The organism is Pseudomonas sp. PDM27 (assembly GCF_019219205.1).
GTDB classification, from domain to species: Bacteria; Pseudomonadota; Gammaproteobacteria; order Pseudomonadales; family Pseudomonadaceae; genus Aquipseudomonas; species Aquipseudomonas laurylsulfatiphila.
In genome coordinates, this window is the sequence record NZ_JAHUWF010000001.1 from 465,734 (window position 1) to 485,125 (window position 19,392).

The following is a 19,392-nucleotide window of genomic DNA, read 5'->3' on the forward strand; positions in this document are numbered from 1 at the left end:
GTCAGTGCGTGCGCGGTTTGAGGTAGGCCAGCCAATGCAGTTCGCCACGTCGAAACAGCCAGATCAGGAAAAAAGCACAGGCGGCGTACAACACGCCGGCAATGCCAAAGGCAGTGAAGGATGCATAGGTCGCCGAGTTGACATCCCGGGCGATCTTCAGCAAATCGGGCACGGTGGCGGTAAAGGCCACGGAAGTGGAGTGCAGCATCAGGATCACTTCATTGCTGAAAAACGGCAGCGCGCGGCGCAACGCCGACGGCAGGATAATTCGCCGATAAAGCGTGAACCGGCTCATTCCGTAGGCACTGGCGGCCTCGACTTCACCATGGGCGGTCGCCCTGATAGCGCCAGCAAAAATCTCGGTCATGTAGGCGCAGGTATTGAGCCCGAACGCCAGCACCGTGCAGTTGAAGCCGTCACGGAAAAACGCGTTGAGAAAGTCCTGGGACCGCACCACATGCAGGCTGTACACCCCGGTGTAGAAGAACAGCAGCTGGATGTACAACGGAGTGCCACGAAACACGTAGGTGTAACACCAGACCGGCAGGCGCAGCAGCGGGTTGCGGCTGACGCGGGCCATCGACAACGGCACCGCCAGCAAAAAGCCCATCGCCACTGCCAGAATCAGCAGCCACAAGGTGACCACCAGCCCGGAAAAGTGCGGCCCGTCACTCCACAGGTAAGCCTGCCAGTAGTTTTCGAGAATCGCGGTCATAGCGCAGCCTTCCTGACGCCGACCGAGTAGCGGCGCTCAAGCCACAGCAACACGCCATTGGAGACCGTGGTAATGGCGAGGTAAATCAGGCCGCCGACCAGGGTGAAGTAAAAGAACTGCATCGAGCCTTTGCCCGCATCCTGCGTGGCCTTGACCACATCGGTCAGGCCGATGATCGACACCAGGGCCGTCGACTTGATCAGCACCTGCCAGTTGTTGCCGATGCCCGGCAAGGCGTGGCGCAGCATTTGTGGAAAGAGGACCTTGCGAAAGGTTTCCCCACGGGTCATGCCGTAAGCCCTCGCCGCTTCGATCTGCCCCGCCGGGACGGCCTGGAAGGCGCCGCGAAACGTCTCGGTAAAGTAGGCCCCGTAAATGAACGCCAGCGTCACGACACCGGCTAGAAAGGGGTCGATGTCGATCTGGGTGATGCCCAGCCAGTCGGTCATCCGGTTGAGCAACATCTGCAGGCTGAAGAACAGCAGCAACATGATCACCAGGTCCGGCATGCTGCGGATCACCGTCGTATACCCTGCGGCCAGTGCTCGCAACAATCGATTGGACGATAACTTGGAACTGGCGCCGATCAGCCCGGCCAGGACGGCGATCAGCAATGAACAAAGCGCCAGTTTGACGGTAGCCAGGGTGCCCAGCAGAATCTGCGGGCCAAAACCTTCCAGAAGCATCTCACTCTCCTTGTTCTTGTTAGGGTGAGGTGAAGGGGGGCAATAGAGCGCTCGAGCGAGCGCCCTGCTCAAGGTCACGACGACGGGTTACCGGGCGCCGTTACCGGGCGCCGTAGACATCGAAATCGAAGTACTTGTCGTTGATCCGCGCGTAAGTACCGTTGGCGAGAATGGTGGCCAGGGCTTTGTTCAAGTCTTCGCGCAACGCGACATCTTCCTTGCGCAGACCAAGGCCATCGCCGACGCCGAAGAAGCCCGGGTCCTCCAGGGTGGCACCGGCAAATTCATAGTCCTGACCCGCCGCTGTTTTCAGGAAGCCGTGACTGGCTTGAATGGCACCCTGCAACGAGGCGTCAAGTCGCCCCACGACCAGGTCGGCGTACACCTGGTCCTGATTCTGATAGGACAGAATGTCCACGCCCTTGGCCCCCCAAACCGCTTTGGCATAGGACTCCTGGGTCGAGCCCTGCTCCACACCAATGCGCTTGCCCTTGAGCGATTCGAGGGTCGGCTGCAATCCCGATCCACGCTTGGCCACCAGGCGTGCCGGTGCATTGGACACCTTGTCGGTAAACGCAATCTGCTCAAGGCGTTTGGGGGTGATGGTCATCGAAGACGCCACCGCATCGAACTTGCGCGCCAGCAGTGCCGGGATCATCCCGTCCCAACTGCTTTCCACCCAGACGCAGCGGGCTTTCAGTTCGGCGCACAACGCTTCGGCGATATCGACCCCGAAGCCCGTCAGCGTGCCATCCTGGTTCTTGTACTCCAGCGGTGGGTACGTCGGGTCCACTCCCAACTTCAACACTTTGCCGGACCAGTCGGCCGCCCCCGCCAGGCTCGAGGCCGTCAGGAACACCAGGGAAACGGCTGCAATCATCTTGTTCATTTTTATTCCTCTCAGACCGTAGATTTTTTACCGGCACAACGGGTGGAGCTGCGCCGTCTCAACTCAGAAAACGTTCGACCAACTTGACCCAATAGCTCGCGCCTACCGGCAGGCAGCCGTCATTGAAGTCATAGCCGGGGTTGTGCAGCAGGCACCCGCCTTCGCCCTCGCCGTTGCCGATCACCAGATAGCTGCCGGGGCACTTTTCCAGGACAAAGGCAAAGTCCTCGCTGGCGGTGAATGGCCGCAAGTCATCGATCAGGTGTTCATCTCCCAGCCACTCGCGGGCGACTTCATGGGCAAATGCCGTCTGTTCGGGATCGTTGATCAGCACCGGATGGCAATGCTGGTAATCGATGTGGACCCGGGCGCCGAAACTCTCGGCCTGGCCCTTGACCAATTCGGTGATCCTGACCTCCAGCAACCGGCGAACCTCGGGGGTCAGGGCGCGTACGCTCAGGCTCAAGTCGGCGCTGGACGGGATGACATTCGAGGCGCTCCCGGCCTGCAGGGAGCCCACGGTGATAATTGCCATCTCCTGCGGGTTGACGTTGCGCGAGACGATGCTTTGCAGGGCCATCACGATCGAGGCGCCGACGACCACCGGGTCGACGGCTTTGTGCGGCACCGCGCCATGGCCGCCGTTGCCGATGATCTTGATGTTCACCGTGTCGGCAGACGCCATGAACGGTCCGCTGTAAAAACCCAAATGCCCGACGGGATAACCCGGCACGTTATGCATGGCGAAGATCGCGTCACACGGAAACCGTTCGAGCAGCCCGTCCTCCAGCATTTTCCTGGCACCGCCCAGCCCCTCTTCCGCCGGTTGGAAAATCAGGTGCACAGTGCCGTTGAATGCCCGTGTCCGGGCCAGATACTGACCCGCCGCCAACAGGATAGCGGTATGACCGTCATGACCGCAGGCATGCATGACACCGTCTATCCGGCTGGCATAAGGCAAACCGGAGGTTTCCTGGATCGGCAACGCATCCATGTCGGCGCGCAAGCCAATGGACCGCCCCTCGCCATTCTTCAGGGTGGCAACGACCCCGGTCTTGCCCACCCCGGTGCTGACCTCGAAGCCCCACTGAGTCAGACACGCTGCAACCCGCTCACTGGTAGCGAATTCTTCAAAACCCAGTTCAGGGTGCGCGTGAATGCTGCGACGTATCGCGATCATTTCATCTTGCATCGCGGCAATACCAGGCAGGACCAAACCGGCATTCATCAGTGTTCTCCTTCGAGGGCTGTGCGGCAGCGAAAGCGCTGTTGGGCTCGATCTTAGGGAACTGGCGCTGGGCTGGGGAGCCGCAGTTTGGTTATGATGACAACCATGAGTTGTCACCAGGGTGAGCAGATGAAACTGCATCAATTACAGGCGCTGATTGCCAGCGCCGAAACCGGCAGCATCCGCGCGGCCGCTCGGTCGCTGGAGATTTCCCAGGCCGCGGTGACCAAAGCGCTGCGCGAGCTGGAAACCAGCCAGCAGCTACCGCTGTTTACCCGAACCGCCAGCGGTCTGAACTTCACCGAATACGGCAAAGTGCTGCTGACTCACGCCAGGCTGGTGATCAAACAACTGGAGCACGCACAGACCGAGCTGGATCACATGCGCGGGAAGGCCCAGGGCCAGCTCTGCGTCGGGATCACCCCATGGGTCGCCCTGACCTTCCTGCCCGAAGTCGTGTCGGTATTTCGCGAGCGGATGCCACAAATCAGACTGGAGCTGTACGAAAGCCTGATGGCCGTTGCCCAACCGCTGTTGCGCGACGGCAGCATGGACTTCGCGATTGGCCAACTCCATCCCACCCAGTCGACCCAGGAGTTCGCCAGCGAAACCTTGCTCGATTACCAGACCTCGGTGCTGGTCCGCGAGGGTCACGCCCGACAGCATGCGCGATCGATCCACGAGCTACTGGAAGAAAACTGGACCCTGAACTACGCGCCCGACGGGCACGATGGGCTGATGCAGGAACTGTTCTGGAAACACGGCGCGCAGATTGACGAGAATCGAATCCTGCGTGCTCATTCACTGGCCATTTTGCAGATGATGGTCGAGCGGGCCGACATGTGCACCTGGGGGCCTTCCATCGTGAGCACCGCCCCGCCATTCCTGGGGCGTGTGGTATCCCTGGGGCTGACCGAGCAGTTCGAGCCCCGGCAGCTGAGCATCGTGACACGCCGCAATGGCGCACTGAGCAACCCGGCAGTCTGCTTCACCGAATGCCTGTTGCAGGTCATTCGGCGCCATGCGCGCTCGGCAAAAAAAGAGGATCGCGCGCTGTTTGAAACCTTGCGGCTGCGGTGAGGTAACCCTGGCCGCGCTCAAGGCGTCATCGCAGACTATTCTTGATCTGGGTAACCCACCGGTCGCACCGAAGGAGGTCTCTCGTTTATGCACTGTGTCCTTTTCAAAATCCGCTGATCCAACGGTCTGGGGCGCGGCCCCAGGCACCTTTGCCTGCCCCCTGAAACGGAGACGCCAGCATGAGCACCTTGCAACTTCACCCCGCACTGGACAATGGCATCCAACCCGCCGCCGCGAATTTCACCGGTGGCACCCTGCAATGCCTGTGTGCGACCGACAAGGTCGAAGTCAGGATCGACGCGCAAACCCTGCATAACCACGCGTGCGGCTGCAGCAAATGCTGGAAACCACAAAACGCGATATTCGCCGTCATCGCCGTGGTGCCTCGAGATAAGGTCAGCGTCATTGCCCACGGCGAAAAACTGGCGATTGTCGACGAATCCGCCGCCATCCAGCGCCACGCCTGCAAGCAGTGTCACGCCCATCTCTTCGGGCGCATCGAGAACAAGGACCATGCGTTTTATGGCCTGGACTTCGTCCACACCGAGCTTTCGCCACAGAGCGGATGGGCAGCGCCGGGATTCGCGGCGTTCGTGTCCTCCATCATCGAAACCGGCACACCGCCAGCGCAAATGAAGGCTATCCGCGAGCGCTTGCGCTCGATCGGCCTGGAACCCTACGACTGCCTGTCCCCGGACTTGATGGACGCCCTGGCGACCCATGTCGCCAAACAGAAAGGCCTGCTCCCTGCCGCCTGATTGATCGGTCGCCGCGGTTTCTTTTCCGGACCGCGGCTCCGATTTACCTTGAGATTGAATCCAGCCCCACAGCACCCCGGGCGGACTCATCTGACCCGCCGTCCGATGTAACGAACTATTTCGTGGATATTTACCTATAGACAGGATCCTTATACGATGAGGCCCGCATTCACTGTTCTCCATCAGGCGCGAGTAAGCCATGTAAATTTAGTGCATGACAAAGCGACTGAAGATCAAGCTCTTAGGCAGAAAAACCTTGCGCGGGCAAATACGCGAAACCGGACACGGACTCAATCGCCCCCACATAAAAATATAATATCATTGAGCACCTGAACAATGAACAGTACTAGCCCTCCGACTGATTTCCCCAATAATTTCAGCATCGTCATCGTGAATTACAAAACACCGGAAATCACCAAGATATGCTTGGAGTTATTGCACCAGCACGTGGGCGACAAGAACGTCCCAATCTGGGTGGTTGACAACTACTCGGCCGATGAAAGTACTCAATACTTGCGAACACTTGACTGGATCAATTTAATCGAACGATCCATTTCCGAACCGGAAGCAGGCCATATCGCGCACGGCAAGGCACTCGACATGGTTTTGGAGCGGGTTGAAACCGATTATTTGCTCCTGATGCATACCGATACGTTTGTTTTCGATAAAAATATTTTTCCGATGATACTGAACAAGTGCATCAATAATAAAAAAGTCGTAGCCGTCGGGTGTGTAGAGCAATTGAATCGTGGCACCGTGAGAACTGCCTGGCGCTTTAGTTCGCGACTGTTCAAACACCATTACAGACGCCTTAAAATTTCCATGGGATTACGTTCCAGAGAACCAAAGCCCTACAAGGAAGTCTACTTGAAGAGCTTCTTTACATTGTGGAACTGCAAACTCGTCAAGCAGCACGGCATGCATTTTTCGATGGATGATCGCGTTCCTGGATATACCCTTCAAGACCAGATGACCGAACTTGGTTATGTCGTTGAAACTTTATCGCCACGTAAAATTTTCAGCTACCTTGATCATATCCAGGCGGGGACTGTTGCAGCGACTGGCGGCTATGGAAAGACTCATAGACGAACCAAAATGTACAATAATATACTCAAGCGCCTGAACAAGGGTGACGGCAAGGCCTAAGCTGCGCCGACACGCATGAGCCAGTCACCCGCAGGTCGTTATATCAAGTTATCGGAGCAATAATGGCAGTCATCACTCAGGCACTACCCATCACCCTCTCACCGGAGCTTGATTTCGACCAGAACGACGCCAGCGCCTTTGGTGAGTCATTGACTGGCCAATATGTGCAGGCTACGCCATTTCCGCACATCGTCATCGACAACTTCCTGCACGAAGACCTGATTGCAAGCATTTGCTCGCATTTCCCGGTCGAGCCAACCAACAACGAAATGCTCTACGAGCGCGGCTACAAAGGGCAACGCAAACGTCAAATCAGTCCAAACGAATGTTCTCCGTTTTTAAAGACTGTTTTCAATGCTTTCAACTCGGCCCCCATGTTGCAGTTTCTTGAGAAGTTGACCGGCATCGAAGGCTTGATACCTGACCCCTACTTCACCGGTGGCGGCCTGCATGAAACGAAAAGCGGGGGTTTCCTGGGGGTGCACTCGGACTTCAGGCTCAACAAAAAGCTTAACGTCGAGCGCAGACTGAACATTATTATTTATCTGAACGAAGACTGGAAAGACGAGTATGGAGGCAACCTGGAACTTTGGGATGTCAACATGAAAACCTGTCTTAAAAAGGTCTTGCCCATTTACAACCGCTGCGTCGTTTTCAATACAGACAAAGACAGCAATCATGGGCACCCGGAGCCTTTGACGACCCCAGAGCACATTACTCGCCGGTCTATAGCGCTTTATTACTATACCGCCGGCACCTTGGCGATCGATCCCGCGCAAAGAAACAAAACCCACTACAAACCAAGACCCAAAGATCGTTTCAGCCTCAAGTACTACATGAACAAATTAATCAAGAAGAAAAACTGAGCCATACCGCCAGACGATTGAGTTCGTGCTTTTCAGGCTTTAGCTCGGTGCCCGGTCGCGACCAGGTCCGCCTGGCATCAGCATTTTTTGCACGGTCGCGCGCCGGCAAGCCGAAAACCTCTGGATCGCTCCTGCTGCAAGGGTAACGGAACGGAAACGCGAACGAGGGTGTCAGCTGTTTAGACACCCCGGTTTCTTCCCTCAACCCAAATGAAGCGGTGAAGTCATGAACAATATTATCTACCTCGTTGGCGCCGTCGTGATCATCCTGTTTATCCTGTCGTTTGTCGGCTTGGTCTGATTCAGCCAGCCAGATGACAAAGGCAAAAAAGCCCGCTCAATGGCGGGCTGGCGGATTTTGTTAGTGGTGTACATATCCATTTCTGCGGTAACGGCCGCCTATGGTTCCGCTTTTACAGCGGGTAACTTGGAAGAACGGAACGCCGCCCGGCCTGTAGGAGCGAGCTTGCTCGCGATGGAGGTCAACGATGATGCGGGGAGCCTGACACCGCGGTGCTCTCAGGTTTTTCGTAGGAACGCCGCCATCCATGCCAGAACCAGATCAACAGCCAAAGCCAGGCGGCCTACCGGCCGACCTGGTTCTGAGGCGTGCGTGTTCCCCTGTAGGAGCTGCCGAAGGCTGCGATCTTTTGATTTTGATTTTGCGATCTGGAGATTGCTGAAGATCAAGATCAAAAGATCGCAGCCTTCGGCAGCTCCTACATGATCTGTTTTCCCCCGGGATTCCGTGAAATCCCTTTTTTATGGCACCTGGCTCAAACCCTTGCGGAAATCGTCCTCCAGCTTTCGACACACCTCTGCGATGATGCTTTTTCCGATTGCCGGGCCGGAGTAGCTGTCTACTTCCTCGCGGCATTGTTCGGCGGCATCACGGGCCTGCATGCTTTCCTTGTCTTGCGATGTGCTACTGACATAAAAGCCGACCGCCAGGTACAAGGTGATTGCGACAGTGATTCCAACGATGATCATGCCGACCCGGCCAATTTTCTTTTCTGACGGTATTGGCCACCCGGGCGGGATTCGTACTTTTTGCCTGAGGTCGGATTGGCAGTGTTTACATAAAATGGCTTCAGCCATGATGACTTCCGCGCAATAGGGGCAACTCTTTTTTCCAGCCTCCACAGATGAAACTCCTTTTTCAAAACGAGATTCTATCATTGGGTTTGGGGGCGAGAGACACCGTCGCTGTTTTGTACTGCAAAATCTTCCGGGTTCGCGATGTCACGCCAGCCTGGATCGCTCCCGGCAAGTACCGCTAAACAAAATCCCATACTGATAAATGCTTTTTGGCCGATTTCTGCCTGTCACGCGGGGCAGAAATCGGCCAGGCGCTGTCGCCGACGAGCGGCAGCCTTGCGGCGGCCCAATGCGCTAGCCTTTAAACGTTTGCCCGAGCAGCCAGCGAGCCCATTGGACGGTGCATGCCGCCCACAGGCATCACGACCACCATCAATTCCCGGAAGAAGCACCGTGGCCAAATACCTGATCTCTTTTCCAAGCGCGGCGATGGTGGTGCCCGATGGCGAATGGGGAGCGGTGCGTCGCGACTCACACGCTGTGATTGATGAGGCGAAAACCGCCGGTGTCTACGTGTTCGGCGGCGGAATCGACAACGACGTACCGCCCATACTCGTCTCTGCCGACGGCGCGGTTGCAATGGGCGGCTATCCTTGGGCGCCCACGCTCGACGGCGGCTTCACCGTGCTGGAACTGCCTTCGCGCGATGAGGCCATAGCGTGGGCGGCGCGCATCGCCAAGGCCTGTCGCTGCGACCAGGAAGTGCGCGTCTTCGGGTTCGACCCGCAGTCCTGAGGGCAGCACTGATACCGGCAAGTGAGGCCTGACACTTCATTCATTGCAGATCATCACAGGTACGCCTCACCATGCGAAATCCACTCAAGCATTCAAGTGTTCGTCTTGGTTTTTTACTGGGTGTTATCTCAATGGGGCTGACCGCTTGCACCAGCGACGAGAACATGACTGCAGCGACTAAAGAAATTACTCGACCACCTGTCGATGACAGCGAGACGTCGTCTGTGCGAATCACAACGAGTTGGATACAACACTCACTTAGCCAAACGGGTTGCCTGCAGCGCGCCAGAGCGGCTCTTACAAAAGCGAGATATTTTGTTGAAGCAGGAGAAAGATCAGTCTACGGGTTGCGTGAAGGCATGACTTTTTCGATTCGCTGCGACTACGAAGGCGTTGCTTTTCTCGCAGTAGCTTATCGCCAAAGGCCAAGTACTCAAACCCAGGATCGGATCTTGAATGAAATCACCCGGCTATTTTAAGGACTGCAGGCGAGCGCTTCAGGGGCTCGCCGACAGCGAGACCAATGCCGGTCCTCTTCTCTGAGGCAAGGCATTGGACCTACCCTTCCCGGACGGTGCCTGGAATGCGTCTTCGAGGAATTCTTGCGTCACTTGCGATCGGTTAAATCCACAGTCAATCACCCTTTTCACAACAGGCAGCATTCGGCCAAGAGCCGTCATTGGTGACGGGTACTATCAGCTCGGTTGTCGGTGCCGGGCATAGAGTATTGAACCACCCACTCCCGACGTTCCTCTAGCTTGCAGTTCAAACGTATCCGGATACCCCTTGATCAACTCACTGAGCTTTTTATAACCATGGGTGCGAGGGTCGAACTCAGGTCGCAATTTACTGATGTTGGTGCCCAGCGCCCCCAAGTGAGCCCAGCCGTCCTCGTCGGCAATGTCATCCAAGATCTTTGCGATGAAACTTACTGGTGCCTTGGGTAGCTTTTTTACCTCGGGTGTACTGGCGACTATGACGGCCTCGATTTCGGCGGGTGGCTCGGGCTCGGGTCGATCATGTCCATTGCTTGCAGCAACAAGCACTTCACCGCGCAGCAATTCGGTATAGATGAACTTGTCGCAGGCCGACACGAACGGTCTCGGGGTTTTTTCTTCACCAAACCCGTAGACCGTCAAACCTTCTTCTCGTAACCGCGAAGCGAGGCGGGTGAAATCACTGTCGCTCGAAACCAGACAGAAACCGTCGAAGCGCCGGGTGTATAGCAGGTCCATTGCGTCGATGATCAAGGCACTGTCTGTTGCGTTCTTACCTTTGGTATACGCGAACTGTTGGATAGGCTGAATCGAATGGTCCAGTAGCACCTTTTTCCATCCACCTAACTGAGGGCCAGTCCAGTCGCCATAGATCCGTTTGACGTTGGCGACACCGTACTTGGCGATTTCTTCGAATAAACCTTCGACAATTGCTGCGGGGGCATTGTCGGCGTCGATTAACACTGCCAAGTGTTTTTGCGTGGAGGTGGGTTGGTGGATAGCCATGGGGCGTCCTTGAGTTGAGGACTCCAACATACCGTTAAATCATGGATGAACAAAGGGATCACCGCCTCGTGCCAGGGAGCGTATTTTGCCAACGGCTCCGGGTTTGCGGTGATACACAAAGCGGAACCGATCAGCCAATTCAATCGACCGATAGCAGCTTATGGTCAGAGGCTGCTATCGGTCGTTCAACAACCGACACCGGCGCCAAACAGGTGGCATGTACTGTCTTCAAATACGGAATGAAGGTCCGTTGGGCTTCAGTCTGATGCCCGCACGAAGCCTTTTCCATGGAATGTCCGCGGGATCCGCCGTCATGGGGCCTGGTGCCTTGGCAACGAGTATCTGCTCGGCAATCGGCGCGAAATCAGCACGGAAATGAACGGAGCTTTTGTTAACCAGAACACTCATTTGCTCAGGTTGTATACCGGCTAGCCGATACAAGTTTCTGTCCAGCATCTGGCATTTTCCAGAGCTGACGGCCACCTTCACGCCGCCGATTTTCAAGCAGGCAACTGGCCCCACATCAACCTCCATGCCATTCATCATGGGGCCTGCAAAACGACAACGACCATCGGACAGATGCATCACTTCAAAGCGCCCCTGCAAGGGGCTATCGCCTGGTGCGCCCGACTGTCCCCCTAGTGATATTTCGACGAAGCCGCCGATCCCGGCCGCAATGGCGGAATGAACTGCGGCTGGATCGCAAATCAATCCGACTGCGGCGTTGGTAGCTCCGTGCTTTATCAGGGCCTTGAGCATTCCCGTTGTGTTCGAATCCCCGCCCGCTCCCGGGTTGTCCTGGGTATCTGCAATGACGATCGGGCGTTGCGCGTTTTCTGCCAATGCCATGGCCCGCAGCACTGCTTCGTCCGGGAGCAGGAAAGGCACCTCCCACTGATCTTCTTCGCCCACTACCTTTTCATAAAGGATTGAGACAGCCTCCTTCAGCACTTGCCTGTCTATGCCATAGCCCCAGATGACTGGCCCACATTCCTCGAAATCAGCGGCTGGAAAGCCCGGGGTAAATGACAATGAAACGCCGTCGGACTCAAGGTGCTCCAACTGCTCGTAGAAGCTTCGTGCTGGATCCAGGAGCGTGCACATCCCATTTATCGGAATCAGGAAAGGCAGGCGCAGGCTTTCGCAATGCAGCTTTCCGGAGCGCAGCCGCAAATCAAGCAATCTCGCCGCTCGTGCGCCAGTATCTGCCATGTCCACGTGGGGATACGTGCGAAATGCAACCATCGCATCGGCATGTTTGAGCATCGACTCTGTAACATTGGCGTGTAAATCCAGCGACGCGACTATCGGAATGTCCTCGCCAACGACCGCTCGTAGACGAGCCAGAAGCGTTCCCTCGCCGTCGTCCGTATGCTCGGCAACCATCGCGCCATGCAGGTCCAGATAGAGACCGTCGATGGCTTCACTGGCAGCGGCATTTATTATTTCTTTGGTAATGCGTTCGTATGTTTCTTCAGTGACATGCGCGGAGGGGCTGGCCCCGGCCCAGATCACCGGCACGACTTCATAACCCAACCGGTCGGCTTCGATTAGAAACCCTCCGAGCGGAATATTGACATTGCGCAGCTCCAACAAATCAGAGCCTCTTACCATCTGAGGAAAGCCCTCGCCTCTGACGAAATTTTCGTATTCAGCCTTGGAGGGCGCGAACGTGTTCGTCTCATGTTGAAATCCAGCGATCAGAATTCGGTAGGTCATGGCAGTAAAGACGTCTCGTAGAGGTTTTTAGATGGGCTGCGTTGTGTGGGTACTTTGCTGAGCAGGTTGCGGTCTGTTGGCGGCAAGGATCAAAGCTCCTATCACAAGAATGACGGCCATGATCAGAAGCCCTGAATCAGAATTGTCAGTAGCGGTTTTGGCGTAACCGATCAAGGTGGGGCTGATGAACCCACCCGTCAGTCCGATGGTATTGATTACTGCGATTCCTCCCGCAGCGGCATCGCCTTTGAGATGTTGCGAAGGGATTGCCCAGAACACCGTATACGCAACCCACATCATGCTCGTGGCAAGGGTCAGAAACGCGAGTGCCAACCCCAGGTGATCTTTGTAAACCACTGATCCAGCCAAGCCGATCGCCCCTATCAGGGCCGGCACCGCCGTGTGCCAACGCCGCTCATAGAACCGATCCGACGTACGACTGAAGATCAGCATCCCGGCCATCGCACCGATGTAGGGAATCGCTGAATACAAGCCAATCTGCATGACGCCCTGGACTCCCGCGTCCTTGAGAATCGATGGCAGCCAAAAGCTCATTGAGTAGATGCCGCAGATCAAGCAGAAGTAGCCAGCGGCCATCAGATAAACACGGGGATCTTTCAATACCTGTGCAAACGAATGGTGCTTTCCTTGACCCTCACCGATATGCGCTTGCAGTACCTGTTTTTCCCGAGCACTCAACCACGGCGCGACGGCGGGCTTATCACTCAGGACTTTTAGCGCTATGACACCTAACAGCACGGCCGGCATGGCCTCCAGGAAAAACATCCACTGCCATCCGGCCAGACCGTGGACTCCTGCGAAGGTTGTCATCAGCCATGCGGACAAAGGTGCCCCGAACATTCCACCCAGCGGGCCCGCAAGCATGACGATTGCCATCACTCGGCCCAATCGTTCGCGTCCGTACCAGTAGGTAAGGTAAAAAATCATGCCTGGAGCGAAGCCCGCCTCAAAAATCCCGAGGAGCAAGCGCAGTAGGTAAAATGATCGCTCGCTTTCGACGAACAGCATGCAAGCGGAGGTAATACCCCACAAAATCATCACCCGACTGAGCGTCTTACGCGCTCCGATCCTGGGCAAGAGCAAATTGCTAGGCGTCTCGAACAGGGCGTAGCCGACAAAAAAGATTCCGGCTCCAAGCCCATAAGCAGCATCGGACAAGTTCAAATCGCTTTGCATCTGAAGTTTGGCAAATCCCACATTTACCCGGTCCAGATACGCCACCACGTAACACAGGAGCAAAAAGGGTAATAACCGCCAGTCTATCTTTCGATAGATGGCCGTAAGTTCGCTCGATGGATTGATGCACCTGTGCATATTGCCCTCCGCTATAGGCGTTTTATTGTTTGACCGATATTCAGGTGCAATGGTCAGGCAAGCAAGAGCAACTTCTTGATGGTATCGTTGCCCTGAGAGCAACAGAGCCATGCAAGGGCAGGATTTTTTGTGAGAGACCTGAATCAACGCCGAATGCGCTATTTTTATGAGGTGCTTACCAGCGGCTCAATTCGCGGGGCCGCCGAGAATCTGAACACCGCACCTTCGGTCATCACCCGGCAAATTCAACTACTGGAAGAGGAAGTAGGAGCCCTGTTGTTTGAACGGCAGGCACGTGGTGTAGCGCCGACCGAGGCAGCCCACCTTCTGCTGGAATTCTGGCGTGGATGCCAGGCCCAACAAGAGCATCTTGAAGACCGCCTGCGAGGACTGAAAGGGTTAAGGGAAGGTGACATCCGCATAGTCACCAGCGAGGGCTTCATCGACTTGCTGATCGATAATGTCTTGCGCGATTTCACGGGCACCTATCCTGGCATTCGTATCAGTCTGGATGTGCTTCCTGTCAACAGCGTTTTGGAGGAAGTTGCCCAGAGCGCCGCCCATATTGGCTTGGCGTACAATCCACCGGCACATCCTGAAGTCACCTACCGCGCCTCATCGCTGCAACCTGTTCGATTACTCATGCGCGCAGGCCATCCGCTTACGCGCCTCAGTGAGCCTTTGAACTTCGAAGAGATAATGCGCTACCCATTGGCAGTCATGCCGCTTCAATACGGGTTGGGGCAAATTATCCAGCTCGTTGCACATACGGAAAACCTGTCCATTCGGCCGGCCTTGGTCACGAACTCCCTCACCGCCCTGCGACGCTACGTGATGAACGGAGATGCGGTCACGATGATGAGCGAATTCTCTGCCTTTAACGATATGGCCAGCGGAGATCTGGTGACTCGGTCAATCGATCACCCACTGTTCCAGAATATCCATGCTCGACTCTTGGTAAAACTCAGGAAGCCGCAATCTGTTGGCGCCGAGGAACTTCTCAAGTGGATCGAAGAGCGTATATTTATATTTAACCAATAAAATAGTTAATGACTTCAATCAATGACTTTTTACAATGACAGACATCTCAAATTAAATTATGGATGTTGCTATCCAACGAGCGGATCAATTTATGATCCTATACGGAGATCGACTCATTAGACAAACTGCCTAGGTCCTCAGTCCCCCATCGCCCCCAGGAGCCACTGGCGAAATATCTCGGCAGAGGCAGAACGCTTGCGATGCTTGAGCGACACCAGGAATTCGCCATTGCCCGTCACGCATTCGAAAGGCGTCACCCGCTGCAACTCTCCCTTGGCCAGCGCCTCATCCGCCATGAACGACCAGGCCAGGCCGATGCCCATGCCTTGTTGAACGGCCCGATACGCCAACGTCAGCTGGTTGAAGACCGGGGCCTTGTCCCGCGCGACGAAGTCGATACCAAAGTGACCGAACCATTGATGCCAGTCCAGACACTGCCAGGCGCAGGTGTCGATTTGCACCAGGTTGGCTTGCGCCAATTGTTCCAGTGTCTCGACCCCCGAGACATCCAGTGAAGGATGAGCCACGGCGTAGACGATTTCCGGCAGCAGGAAATCGCTGTCCAGCGACGGCCATTGGCCGGAACCATAGAGTACGCCCACGTCGAAATCATTGAGGCTGGCCTCATCGAATTCATTGATCGCGTGAACGTGCACGGCGATGTCCGGGTACGCCTTGTTGAATTCGATCAGCTTCGGGAACAGCCAGAATTGGGCCAGGGCATGGGTCGCCAGCACCGAGACGGCGTTGGACTGATGAACGTTGCGAATTCGCGTGACGCTTTGGTACATCGTGGTCAGGAGTACGTTGACCGTCATCAGCAGTTCATCCCCTGCGCTGGTCAACTTGACCCCTCGTGGTTTGCGCTCGAAGAGCGGGACGCCCATGCAGTCCTCAAGCTGGCGCATCTGTTTGCTCACGGCGCTCTGAGTCAGAAACAGCTCGCCGGCGGCGCCCGTGAAGCTGGCGTGTCGTCCCACGGCCTCGAACGTGATCAGGGTCTCCAATGGGGGCAAGGTACGCAGATAACGGTTGATGGCGGTTCTCCGGGACTGACGAGCGCTACGAGACATTCCCCTGGGGAATGGGTGACCAACTTTATATCGCAGGTGGCGCTTACCTGCCATGGCTAGAATGCGGCTAAACAGCCTGCCAGAGCCGAGATGATGAACAGTGGTGTTGTATTTGCGATATTGGCGGGTGCCATCTGGGGTGGCGTGATCATCGGCCCTTCGTTGCTGCCGGAATTCAATGCCGTGCTGATCAGCAGTGTGCGGTTTGCCCTGTACGGGATGATCTCGCTCGTCGTGGCCTTGCCCATCGCGTCCCGTCTGCTGTCGCGTTTGACCCGCGGCGATGCCTGGATGCTGCTGCGTCTGTCACTGACCGGCAATGTCCTGAACTACGCACTCCTGGGCGCTTCCGTACAGCTGAGCGGGGTGACCGCGGCCGCCCTTATCAACGGCATGATGCCGGTCGCCATCACCTTTCTGGGGCGTAGCGATGCAGGGTCCCTGCCCCTGACCAGGCTCAAGCTCCCCCTGCTGCTGGTATTCCTGGGTATCGTATCGGTCAGTCTGGAACATACCGGCGCGCAGGCGGCGAGCACCTCATTGTCTTCCCAGTTGCTGGGCCTGGCCTGCGGGTTCAGTGCCGTGGCCTGCTGGTCGTGGTACGCCACCCATAACGCCCGGTATCTCAAACAAAGCCATTTCAACAGCAGCGAGTGGTCGACGCTGACCGGCATCGTGACGGGCATCGTGGCGATCGTGTTCGGCTTCGCGGCCTTGATGCTGTTCCCGAACCTGGTGCCCTCTGAGGTTGAAAGCAGCCGCTGGACGACTTTCCTGTGGGTTTGCCTGTTCCTGGCACTCTGTGGTTCATGGCTGGCCAATGGGCTCTGGAATGCTTGCTCGCGTCGAATGCCCGCGTCGTTGAGCGGCCAGATGATCGTGTTCGAAACGCTGTTTGCCTGCGTATACGGTTTTCTGTTCAGCCAGCGCATGCCTGGCTTGATGGAAGTGGTCTCGATCGTGTTGCTGGTGGGCGGGGTCGTATGGGCGGCGAAACGTCATCGGATAATGCCGGTGAAACAGGCTGAATCCTGCGAATGACAGCCGATACCGTGGCGCAAAGCCGGGTATCGGTGCCGACGCTTTCAGCGACTTCGAGACGACACTCAGGGCAGCGGTTGGAGGCTGGTCTTGAAGGCAGTGACCACACGGTTACGGCCTTCGTGTTTAGCGTGATACAGGCGTTGATCGGCTGTACGCAGAATGGCCTCGATGGTGTCGCCATCGCGACCGGATTGCGATACGCCGATGCTCACTGTGACCACGGTTGGCCGCTGCAGGCCATGAAAGGAACTATTGGCAACGGTGCTTCGCAGACGCTCGGCGATTTCGTGCGCGCCTTCAAGTGAAGTCTGCGGCAGCAGTATCATGAATTCTTCTCCGCCCACTCGGGCTACGCCGTCATACGGCCGAATCGAATCGAGGCATTTCTCCACGAAACTCTTCAGGATGTCGTCGCCAACCTGATGCCCGAAGCGATCGTTGATGGACTTGAAATTATCCAGATCCAGTGCCAGCACGGAGAACGGCGCATCGCCGCGTTTGGTCCGGCCGATCTCGCCTTCGACCCGCTCCATGAACCGACGCCGATTATCAGCGCCTGTCAGTGGATCGGTCGCCGCCAGGTGCCCGAGTTCTTGATTGGTGCGCTGGAGTTCCTGCAGGGCGCTCTCGGCATACGCCATCGCTTCGGCAAGACGCACCATCAACTCCTCCTGGCTGTAGATCCTGGAAAACGACCGCGTGGTGAGGAACGCTTGCACGACCCCATAGCTCAACATGAAGAATCCACCGGCGAAGATCGCGTGAGCGAGCCACCACATATGGTTCCACGGACGCGCAAGGATGAAGGCAAGGGAGGACAGCGCGAACGCGGTGACCGAGATGATGAAAATGGTCATCAGCGGCGAACGGATACGGCGCAGCAGGAGTATGGTCACGGTCAACGTGGAAAGAACGAGGGCGCCCCCCTCCATCGACAGGCGCACCGCGAGATTGCTGGCGATCGGCGAATTCGCGACGTACGCCACTGCCACGTCAACCAGCAGGAACAGTCCTATCCAGGTCAACCACGGGCGAGCCTTGATTCGTTGGTCCGCGGCATCAGGTGGGCGGTGGTACGACAGCATTCCGATTAACAGCAGAATCGACATGACCAGTCGAGAAGCCGGTCCATAAAGCAGGAAGAGCCAGATATTGTGGTGCGCAAGCCCGGTGAACGCACCATGCAACGCGTAGATCACTACAAAGCCGAGAAATCCAAGCGTCATCCATCGCAGCAGCGGCTCTCCCGATGACTGATAACAGCGCCACGTGACGTAAGTAACAAACAGGCCTGCCAGGGTCGCTGCCGTGATCGCAAAGATATGGAACAGGTGATTCTCGAATAAAAGTGTGGGGTCCTGAAAAAAGTACAAGTAGCCAATCAGATAGGCCGGAACAAGCGCAAATCCTGCGAGCAGCAAGCAGGCGTAAACCTTGACCATCAGGCGAACGGCTTCAGGTGGCTCGTCGGTGGCGATGAAATTGATCATGGGTCCCTCCGGTTTCGATCCGTTCATAGTTTTTTCAGGAAGCCCAGTAGCAGCTCATCGACCTCTGTCGCGCGCTCTTGCTGTATCCAGTGGCCGGCACCTTCGAGGATATGACACCCGCGCAGTCCCGGCAGTGTCTGCGCGAAGGCTTCGATCTGCCGCGGGGAACTGGGAAACTTCAGCACGGCGTCGCGGCTGCCGGCAATGAACATCGAGGGCTGTCGAATAATGCAACCGCGCCAGGGTGCCAGCAGCGCCCATGAGCGCGTCATGTTGCGGTACCAGTTCAAGCCGCCGCGAAATCCGCTGCGGGTGAATTCGCGGGTGTAGTAGGCAATATCCTCCAGGCTTAGCCAGCCTGGCAGGGTTTCGGGCTCGATCATCGCGCCCAGGAAGCCCTGGCCCGGCTGCAGCCGGCCGAATACCAGCCCCTCGGGGCCATCCCCCGAGCCACTGAAGTAGATGCGCCGGATCGACGACTCGACGTCCCTTTCCAGCTCGGCCTCGGCCACACCCGGCGTCTGGAAATACTGGATGTAGAAGTCGCTGATCCCCCGCGAGACCAGCGCGCTGAGGAGTTCCACGCGTGCCGGCGGCGAGAAGGGAACGCTCATGCCAACCACTGCGCGGAACAGATCGGGTCGCAGCAATGCGGCGCTCCAGGCCACCTGCGCACCCCAGTCATGGCCGACGATCACGGCTTGCCGTTCGCCGAGTGCGTTGACCAACTCGACCATGTCGCCTACCAGGTGGAGCGTGGTGTAGGCGTCGGGTTCGGCCGGCGCATCTGTGCCGCCATAGCCGCGCATGTCGGGTGCTACCGCCCTGTAGCCGGCGGCCGCCAGTGCAGCAAGCTGATTGCGCCACGAGTACCACAGCTCCGGAAAACCGTGGCATAGCAAGACCAGCGGGCCGCTACCTTGCGTGGCTATCCGCATGTGGATGCCATTGATGTCGAGCAGTTCGAAGTGTGGCTCGTTCATGTGC

The 19,392-nt window shown here is 56.8% G+C and carries 19 protein-coding genes; 8 read left to right on the top strand and 11 right to left on the bottom strand.

Features of this window, described 5'->3' with window-relative positions; all coding sequences use genetic code 11:
- Position 1 precedes the first annotated feature (1 nt).
- The 4 genes from KW838_RS02200 to KW838_RS02215 all read right to left on the bottom strand — a co-directional run bounded on the left by KW838_RS02200 (position 2) and on the right by KW838_RS02215 (position 3,518).
- Entirely contained in the window at positions 2–715 is a 714-nt protein-coding gene (locus KW838_RS02200; protein ID WP_007978207.1) for an ABC transporter permease, read from the bottom strand.
- Entirely contained in the window at positions 712–1,401 is a 690-nt protein-coding gene (locus tag KW838_RS02205; protein ID WP_102701110.1) for an ABC transporter permease, read from the bottom strand. Before KW838_RS02205 ends, KW838_RS02200 begins: the two co-directional genes overlap by 4 nt.
- A 100-nt stretch (positions 1,402–1,501) precedes the next feature.
- On the bottom strand, positions 1,502–2,290 hold the full coding sequence (locus KW838_RS02210; RefSeq protein ID WP_218500208.1) for an ABC transporter substrate-binding protein: 789 nt from the start codon (positions 2,288–2,290) through the stop codon (positions 1,502–1,504).
- A gap of 58 nt (positions 2,291–2,348) precedes the next feature.
- Positions 2,349–3,518, bottom strand: coding sequence for a M20 aminoacylase family protein (locus tag KW838_RS02215; protein WP_218500209.1), 1,170 nt, complete (start codon positions 3,516–3,518; stop codon positions 2,349–2,351).
- Positions 3,519–3,647: 129 nt separating this feature from the next.
- Here KW838_RS02215 and KW838_RS02220 point away from each other — a divergent pair, with 129 nt between their 5' ends.
- The 4 genes from KW838_RS02220 to KW838_RS02235 all read left to right on the top strand — a co-directional run bounded on the left by KW838_RS02220 (position 3,648) and on the right by KW838_RS02235 (position 7,368).
- Positions 3,648–4,598, top strand: a complete 951-nt coding sequence (locus KW838_RS02220; RefSeq protein ID WP_218500210.1) for a LysR substrate-binding domain-containing protein — start codon at positions 3,648–3,650, stop codon at positions 4,596–4,598.
- A 179-nt stretch (positions 4,599–4,777) separates the two neighbouring features.
- Entirely contained in the window at positions 4,778–5,356 is a 579-nt protein-coding gene (gene gfa, locus KW838_RS02225; protein ID WP_218500211.1) for an S-(hydroxymethyl)glutathione synthase, read from the top strand.
- Between the two features lie 336 nt (positions 5,357–5,692).
- The gene (locus KW838_RS02230) at positions 5,693–6,502 is read left to right on the top strand and encodes a glycosyltransferase family 2 protein (RefSeq protein WP_218500212.1); all 810 of its coding nucleotides are present in this window, start codon (positions 5,693–5,695) and stop codon (positions 6,500–6,502) included.
- A gap of 62 nt (positions 6,503–6,564) precedes the next feature.
- Complete coding sequence (locus tag KW838_RS02235) at positions 6,565–7,368, top strand: 2OG-Fe(II) oxygenase (protein ID WP_102701116.1); 804 nt, start codon at positions 6,565–6,567, stop codon at positions 7,366–7,368.
- A 762-nt stretch (positions 7,369–8,130) separates the two neighbouring features.
- Here the strand turns inward: KW838_RS02235 and KW838_RS02240 are convergent.
- The gene (locus tag KW838_RS02240; protein ID WP_256358694.1) at positions 8,131–8,466 is read right to left on the bottom strand and encodes a hypothetical protein; all 336 of its coding nucleotides are present in this window, start codon (positions 8,464–8,466) and stop codon (positions 8,131–8,133) included.
- Between the two features lie 393 nt (positions 8,467–8,859).
- On the opposite strand from KW838_RS02240, the gene KW838_RS02245 reads away from it, so the two are divergent.
- Together KW838_RS02245 and KW838_RS02250 are read left to right on the top strand one after the other, a co-directional pair.
- A complete protein-coding gene (locus tag KW838_RS02245; protein WP_218500213.1) occupies positions 8,860–9,201 on the top strand; it encodes a transcription initiation protein in 342 nt (113 codons plus the stop codon).
- 71 nt (positions 9,202–9,272) lie between these two features.
- The gene (locus KW838_RS02250) at positions 9,273–9,680 is read left to right on the top strand and encodes a hypothetical protein (RefSeq protein ID WP_146025387.1); all 408 of its coding nucleotides are present in this window, start codon (positions 9,273–9,275) and stop codon (positions 9,678–9,680) included.
- 216 nt (positions 9,681–9,896) lie between these two features.
- On the opposite strand, the gene KW838_RS02255 is transcribed toward KW838_RS02250, so the two are convergent.
- The 3 genes from KW838_RS02255 to KW838_RS02265 form a co-directional block, all read right to left on the bottom strand.
- Positions 9,897–10,703 carry an NYN domain-containing protein gene (locus KW838_RS02255; protein ID WP_218500214.1) on the bottom strand — a complete coding sequence of 269 codons (807 nt, stop codon included), beginning with the start codon at positions 10,701–10,703 and terminating at the stop codon, positions 9,897–9,899.
- A 228-nt stretch (positions 10,704–10,931) separates the two neighbouring features.
- Positions 10,932–12,422: a M81 family metallopeptidase gene (locus KW838_RS02260; RefSeq protein WP_218500215.1), complete on the bottom strand. Its 1,491-nt coding sequence runs from the start codon at positions 12,420–12,422 to the stop codon at positions 10,932–10,934.
- A gap of 27 nt (positions 12,423–12,449) precedes the next feature.
- Positions 12,450–13,757 (bottom strand): MFS transporter, encoded by a 1,308-nt coding sequence (locus tag KW838_RS02265; RefSeq protein ID WP_218500608.1) that lies wholly within the window; start codon positions 13,755–13,757, stop codon positions 12,450–12,452.
- A 129-nt stretch (positions 13,758–13,886) separates the two neighbouring features.
- Here KW838_RS02265 and KW838_RS02270 point away from each other — a divergent pair, with 129 nt between their 5' ends.
- The gene (locus tag KW838_RS02270) at positions 13,887–14,798 is read left to right on the top strand and encodes a LysR family transcriptional regulator (RefSeq protein WP_218500216.1); all 912 of its coding nucleotides are present in this window, start codon (positions 13,887–13,889) and stop codon (positions 14,796–14,798) included.
- A 137-nt stretch (positions 14,799–14,935) separates the two neighbouring features.
- Here KW838_RS02270 and KW838_RS02275 read toward each other — a convergent pair whose 3' ends face one another.
- Positions 14,936–15,871: a LysR substrate-binding domain-containing protein gene (locus KW838_RS02275; RefSeq protein WP_218500217.1), complete on the bottom strand. Its 936-nt coding sequence runs from the start codon at positions 15,869–15,871 to the stop codon at positions 14,936–14,938.
- Positions 15,872–15,961: 90 nt separating this feature from the next.
- Between KW838_RS02275 and KW838_RS02280 the strand changes: the two genes are divergently transcribed.
- Positions 15,962–16,912 carry a DMT family transporter gene (locus tag KW838_RS02280; protein WP_218500218.1) on the top strand — a complete coding sequence of 317 codons (951 nt, stop codon included), beginning with the start codon at positions 15,962–15,964 and terminating at the stop codon, positions 16,910–16,912.
- A 65-nt stretch (positions 16,913–16,977) separates the two neighbouring features.
- Here the strand turns inward: KW838_RS02280 and KW838_RS02285 are convergent, their stop codons facing one another.
- Complete coding sequence (locus KW838_RS02285) at positions 16,978–18,405, bottom strand: diguanylate cyclase (protein ID WP_102701126.1); 1,428 nt, start codon at positions 18,403–18,405, stop codon at positions 16,978–16,980.
- Positions 18,406–18,428: 23 nt separating this feature from the next.
- Positions 18,429–19,388 (bottom strand): alpha/beta fold hydrolase, encoded by a 960-nt coding sequence (locus tag KW838_RS02290; RefSeq protein WP_102701127.1) that lies wholly within the window; start codon positions 19,386–19,388, stop codon positions 18,429–18,431.
- Positions 19,389–19,392: the final 4 nt, after the last annotated feature.

Bases quoted from the DNA above. Each gene is read 5' to 3' on its own strand.
- KW838_RS02280 (WP_218500218.1), top strand. From the start codon at position 15,962: ATGATGAACAGTGGTGTTGTATTTGCGATATTGGCGGGTGCCATCTGG.
- KW838_RS02205 (WP_102701110.1), bottom strand. From the start codon at position 1,401: ATGCTTCTGGAAGGTTTTGGCCCGCAGATTCTGCTGGGCACCCTGGCT.
- KW838_RS02200 (WP_007978207.1), bottom strand. From the start codon at position 715: ATGACCGCGATTCTCGAAAACTACTGGCAGGCTTACCTGTGGAGTGAC.
- KW838_RS02250 (WP_146025387.1), top strand. From the start codon at position 9,273: ATGCGAAATCCACTCAAGCATTCAAGTGTTCGTCTTGGTTTTTTACTG.
- KW838_RS02235 (WP_102701116.1), top strand. From the start codon at position 6,565: ATGGCAGTCATCACTCAGGCACTACCCATCACCCTCTCACCGGAGCTT.
- gfa (WP_218500211.1), top strand. From the start codon at position 4,778: ATGAGCACCTTGCAACTTCACCCCGCACTGGACAATGGCATCCAACCC.
- KW838_RS02265 (WP_218500608.1), bottom strand. From the start codon at position 13,757: ATGCACAGGTGCATCAATCCATCGAGCGAACTTACGGCCATCTATCGA.
- KW838_RS02220 (WP_218500210.1), top strand. From the start codon at position 3,648: ATGAAACTGCATCAATTACAGGCGCTGATTGCCAGCGCCGAAACCGGC.
- KW838_RS02230 (WP_218500212.1), top strand. From the start codon at position 5,693: ATGAACAGTACTAGCCCTCCGACTGATTTCCCCAATAATTTCAGCATC.
- KW838_RS02285 (WP_102701126.1), bottom strand. From the start codon at position 18,405: ATGATCAATTTCATCGCCACCGACGAGCCACCTGAAGCCGTTCGCCTG.
- KW838_RS02260 (WP_218500215.1), bottom strand. From the start codon at position 12,422: ATGACCTACCGAATTCTGATCGCTGGATTTCAACATGAGACGAACACG.
- KW838_RS02240 (WP_256358694.1), bottom strand. From the start codon at position 8,466: ATGGCTGAAGCCATTTTATGTAAACACTGCCAATCCGACCTCAGGCAA.
- KW838_RS02210 (WP_218500208.1), bottom strand. From the start codon at position 2,290: ATGAACAAGATGATTGCAGCCGTTTCCCTGGTGTTCCTGACGGCCTCG.
- KW838_RS02255 (WP_218500214.1), bottom strand. From the start codon at position 10,703: ATGGCTATCCACCAACCCACCTCCACGCAAAAACACTTGGCAGTGTTA.
- KW838_RS02275 (WP_218500217.1), bottom strand. From the start codon at position 15,871: ATGTCTCGTAGCGCTCGTCAGTCCCGGAGAACCGCCATCAACCGTTAT.
- KW838_RS02215 (WP_218500209.1), bottom strand. From the start codon at position 3,518: ATGAATGCCGGTTTGGTCCTGCCTGGTATTGCCGCGATGCAAGATGAA.
- KW838_RS02290 (WP_102701127.1), bottom strand. From the start codon at position 19,388: ATGAACGAGCCACACTTCGAACTGCTCGACATCAATGGCATCCACATG.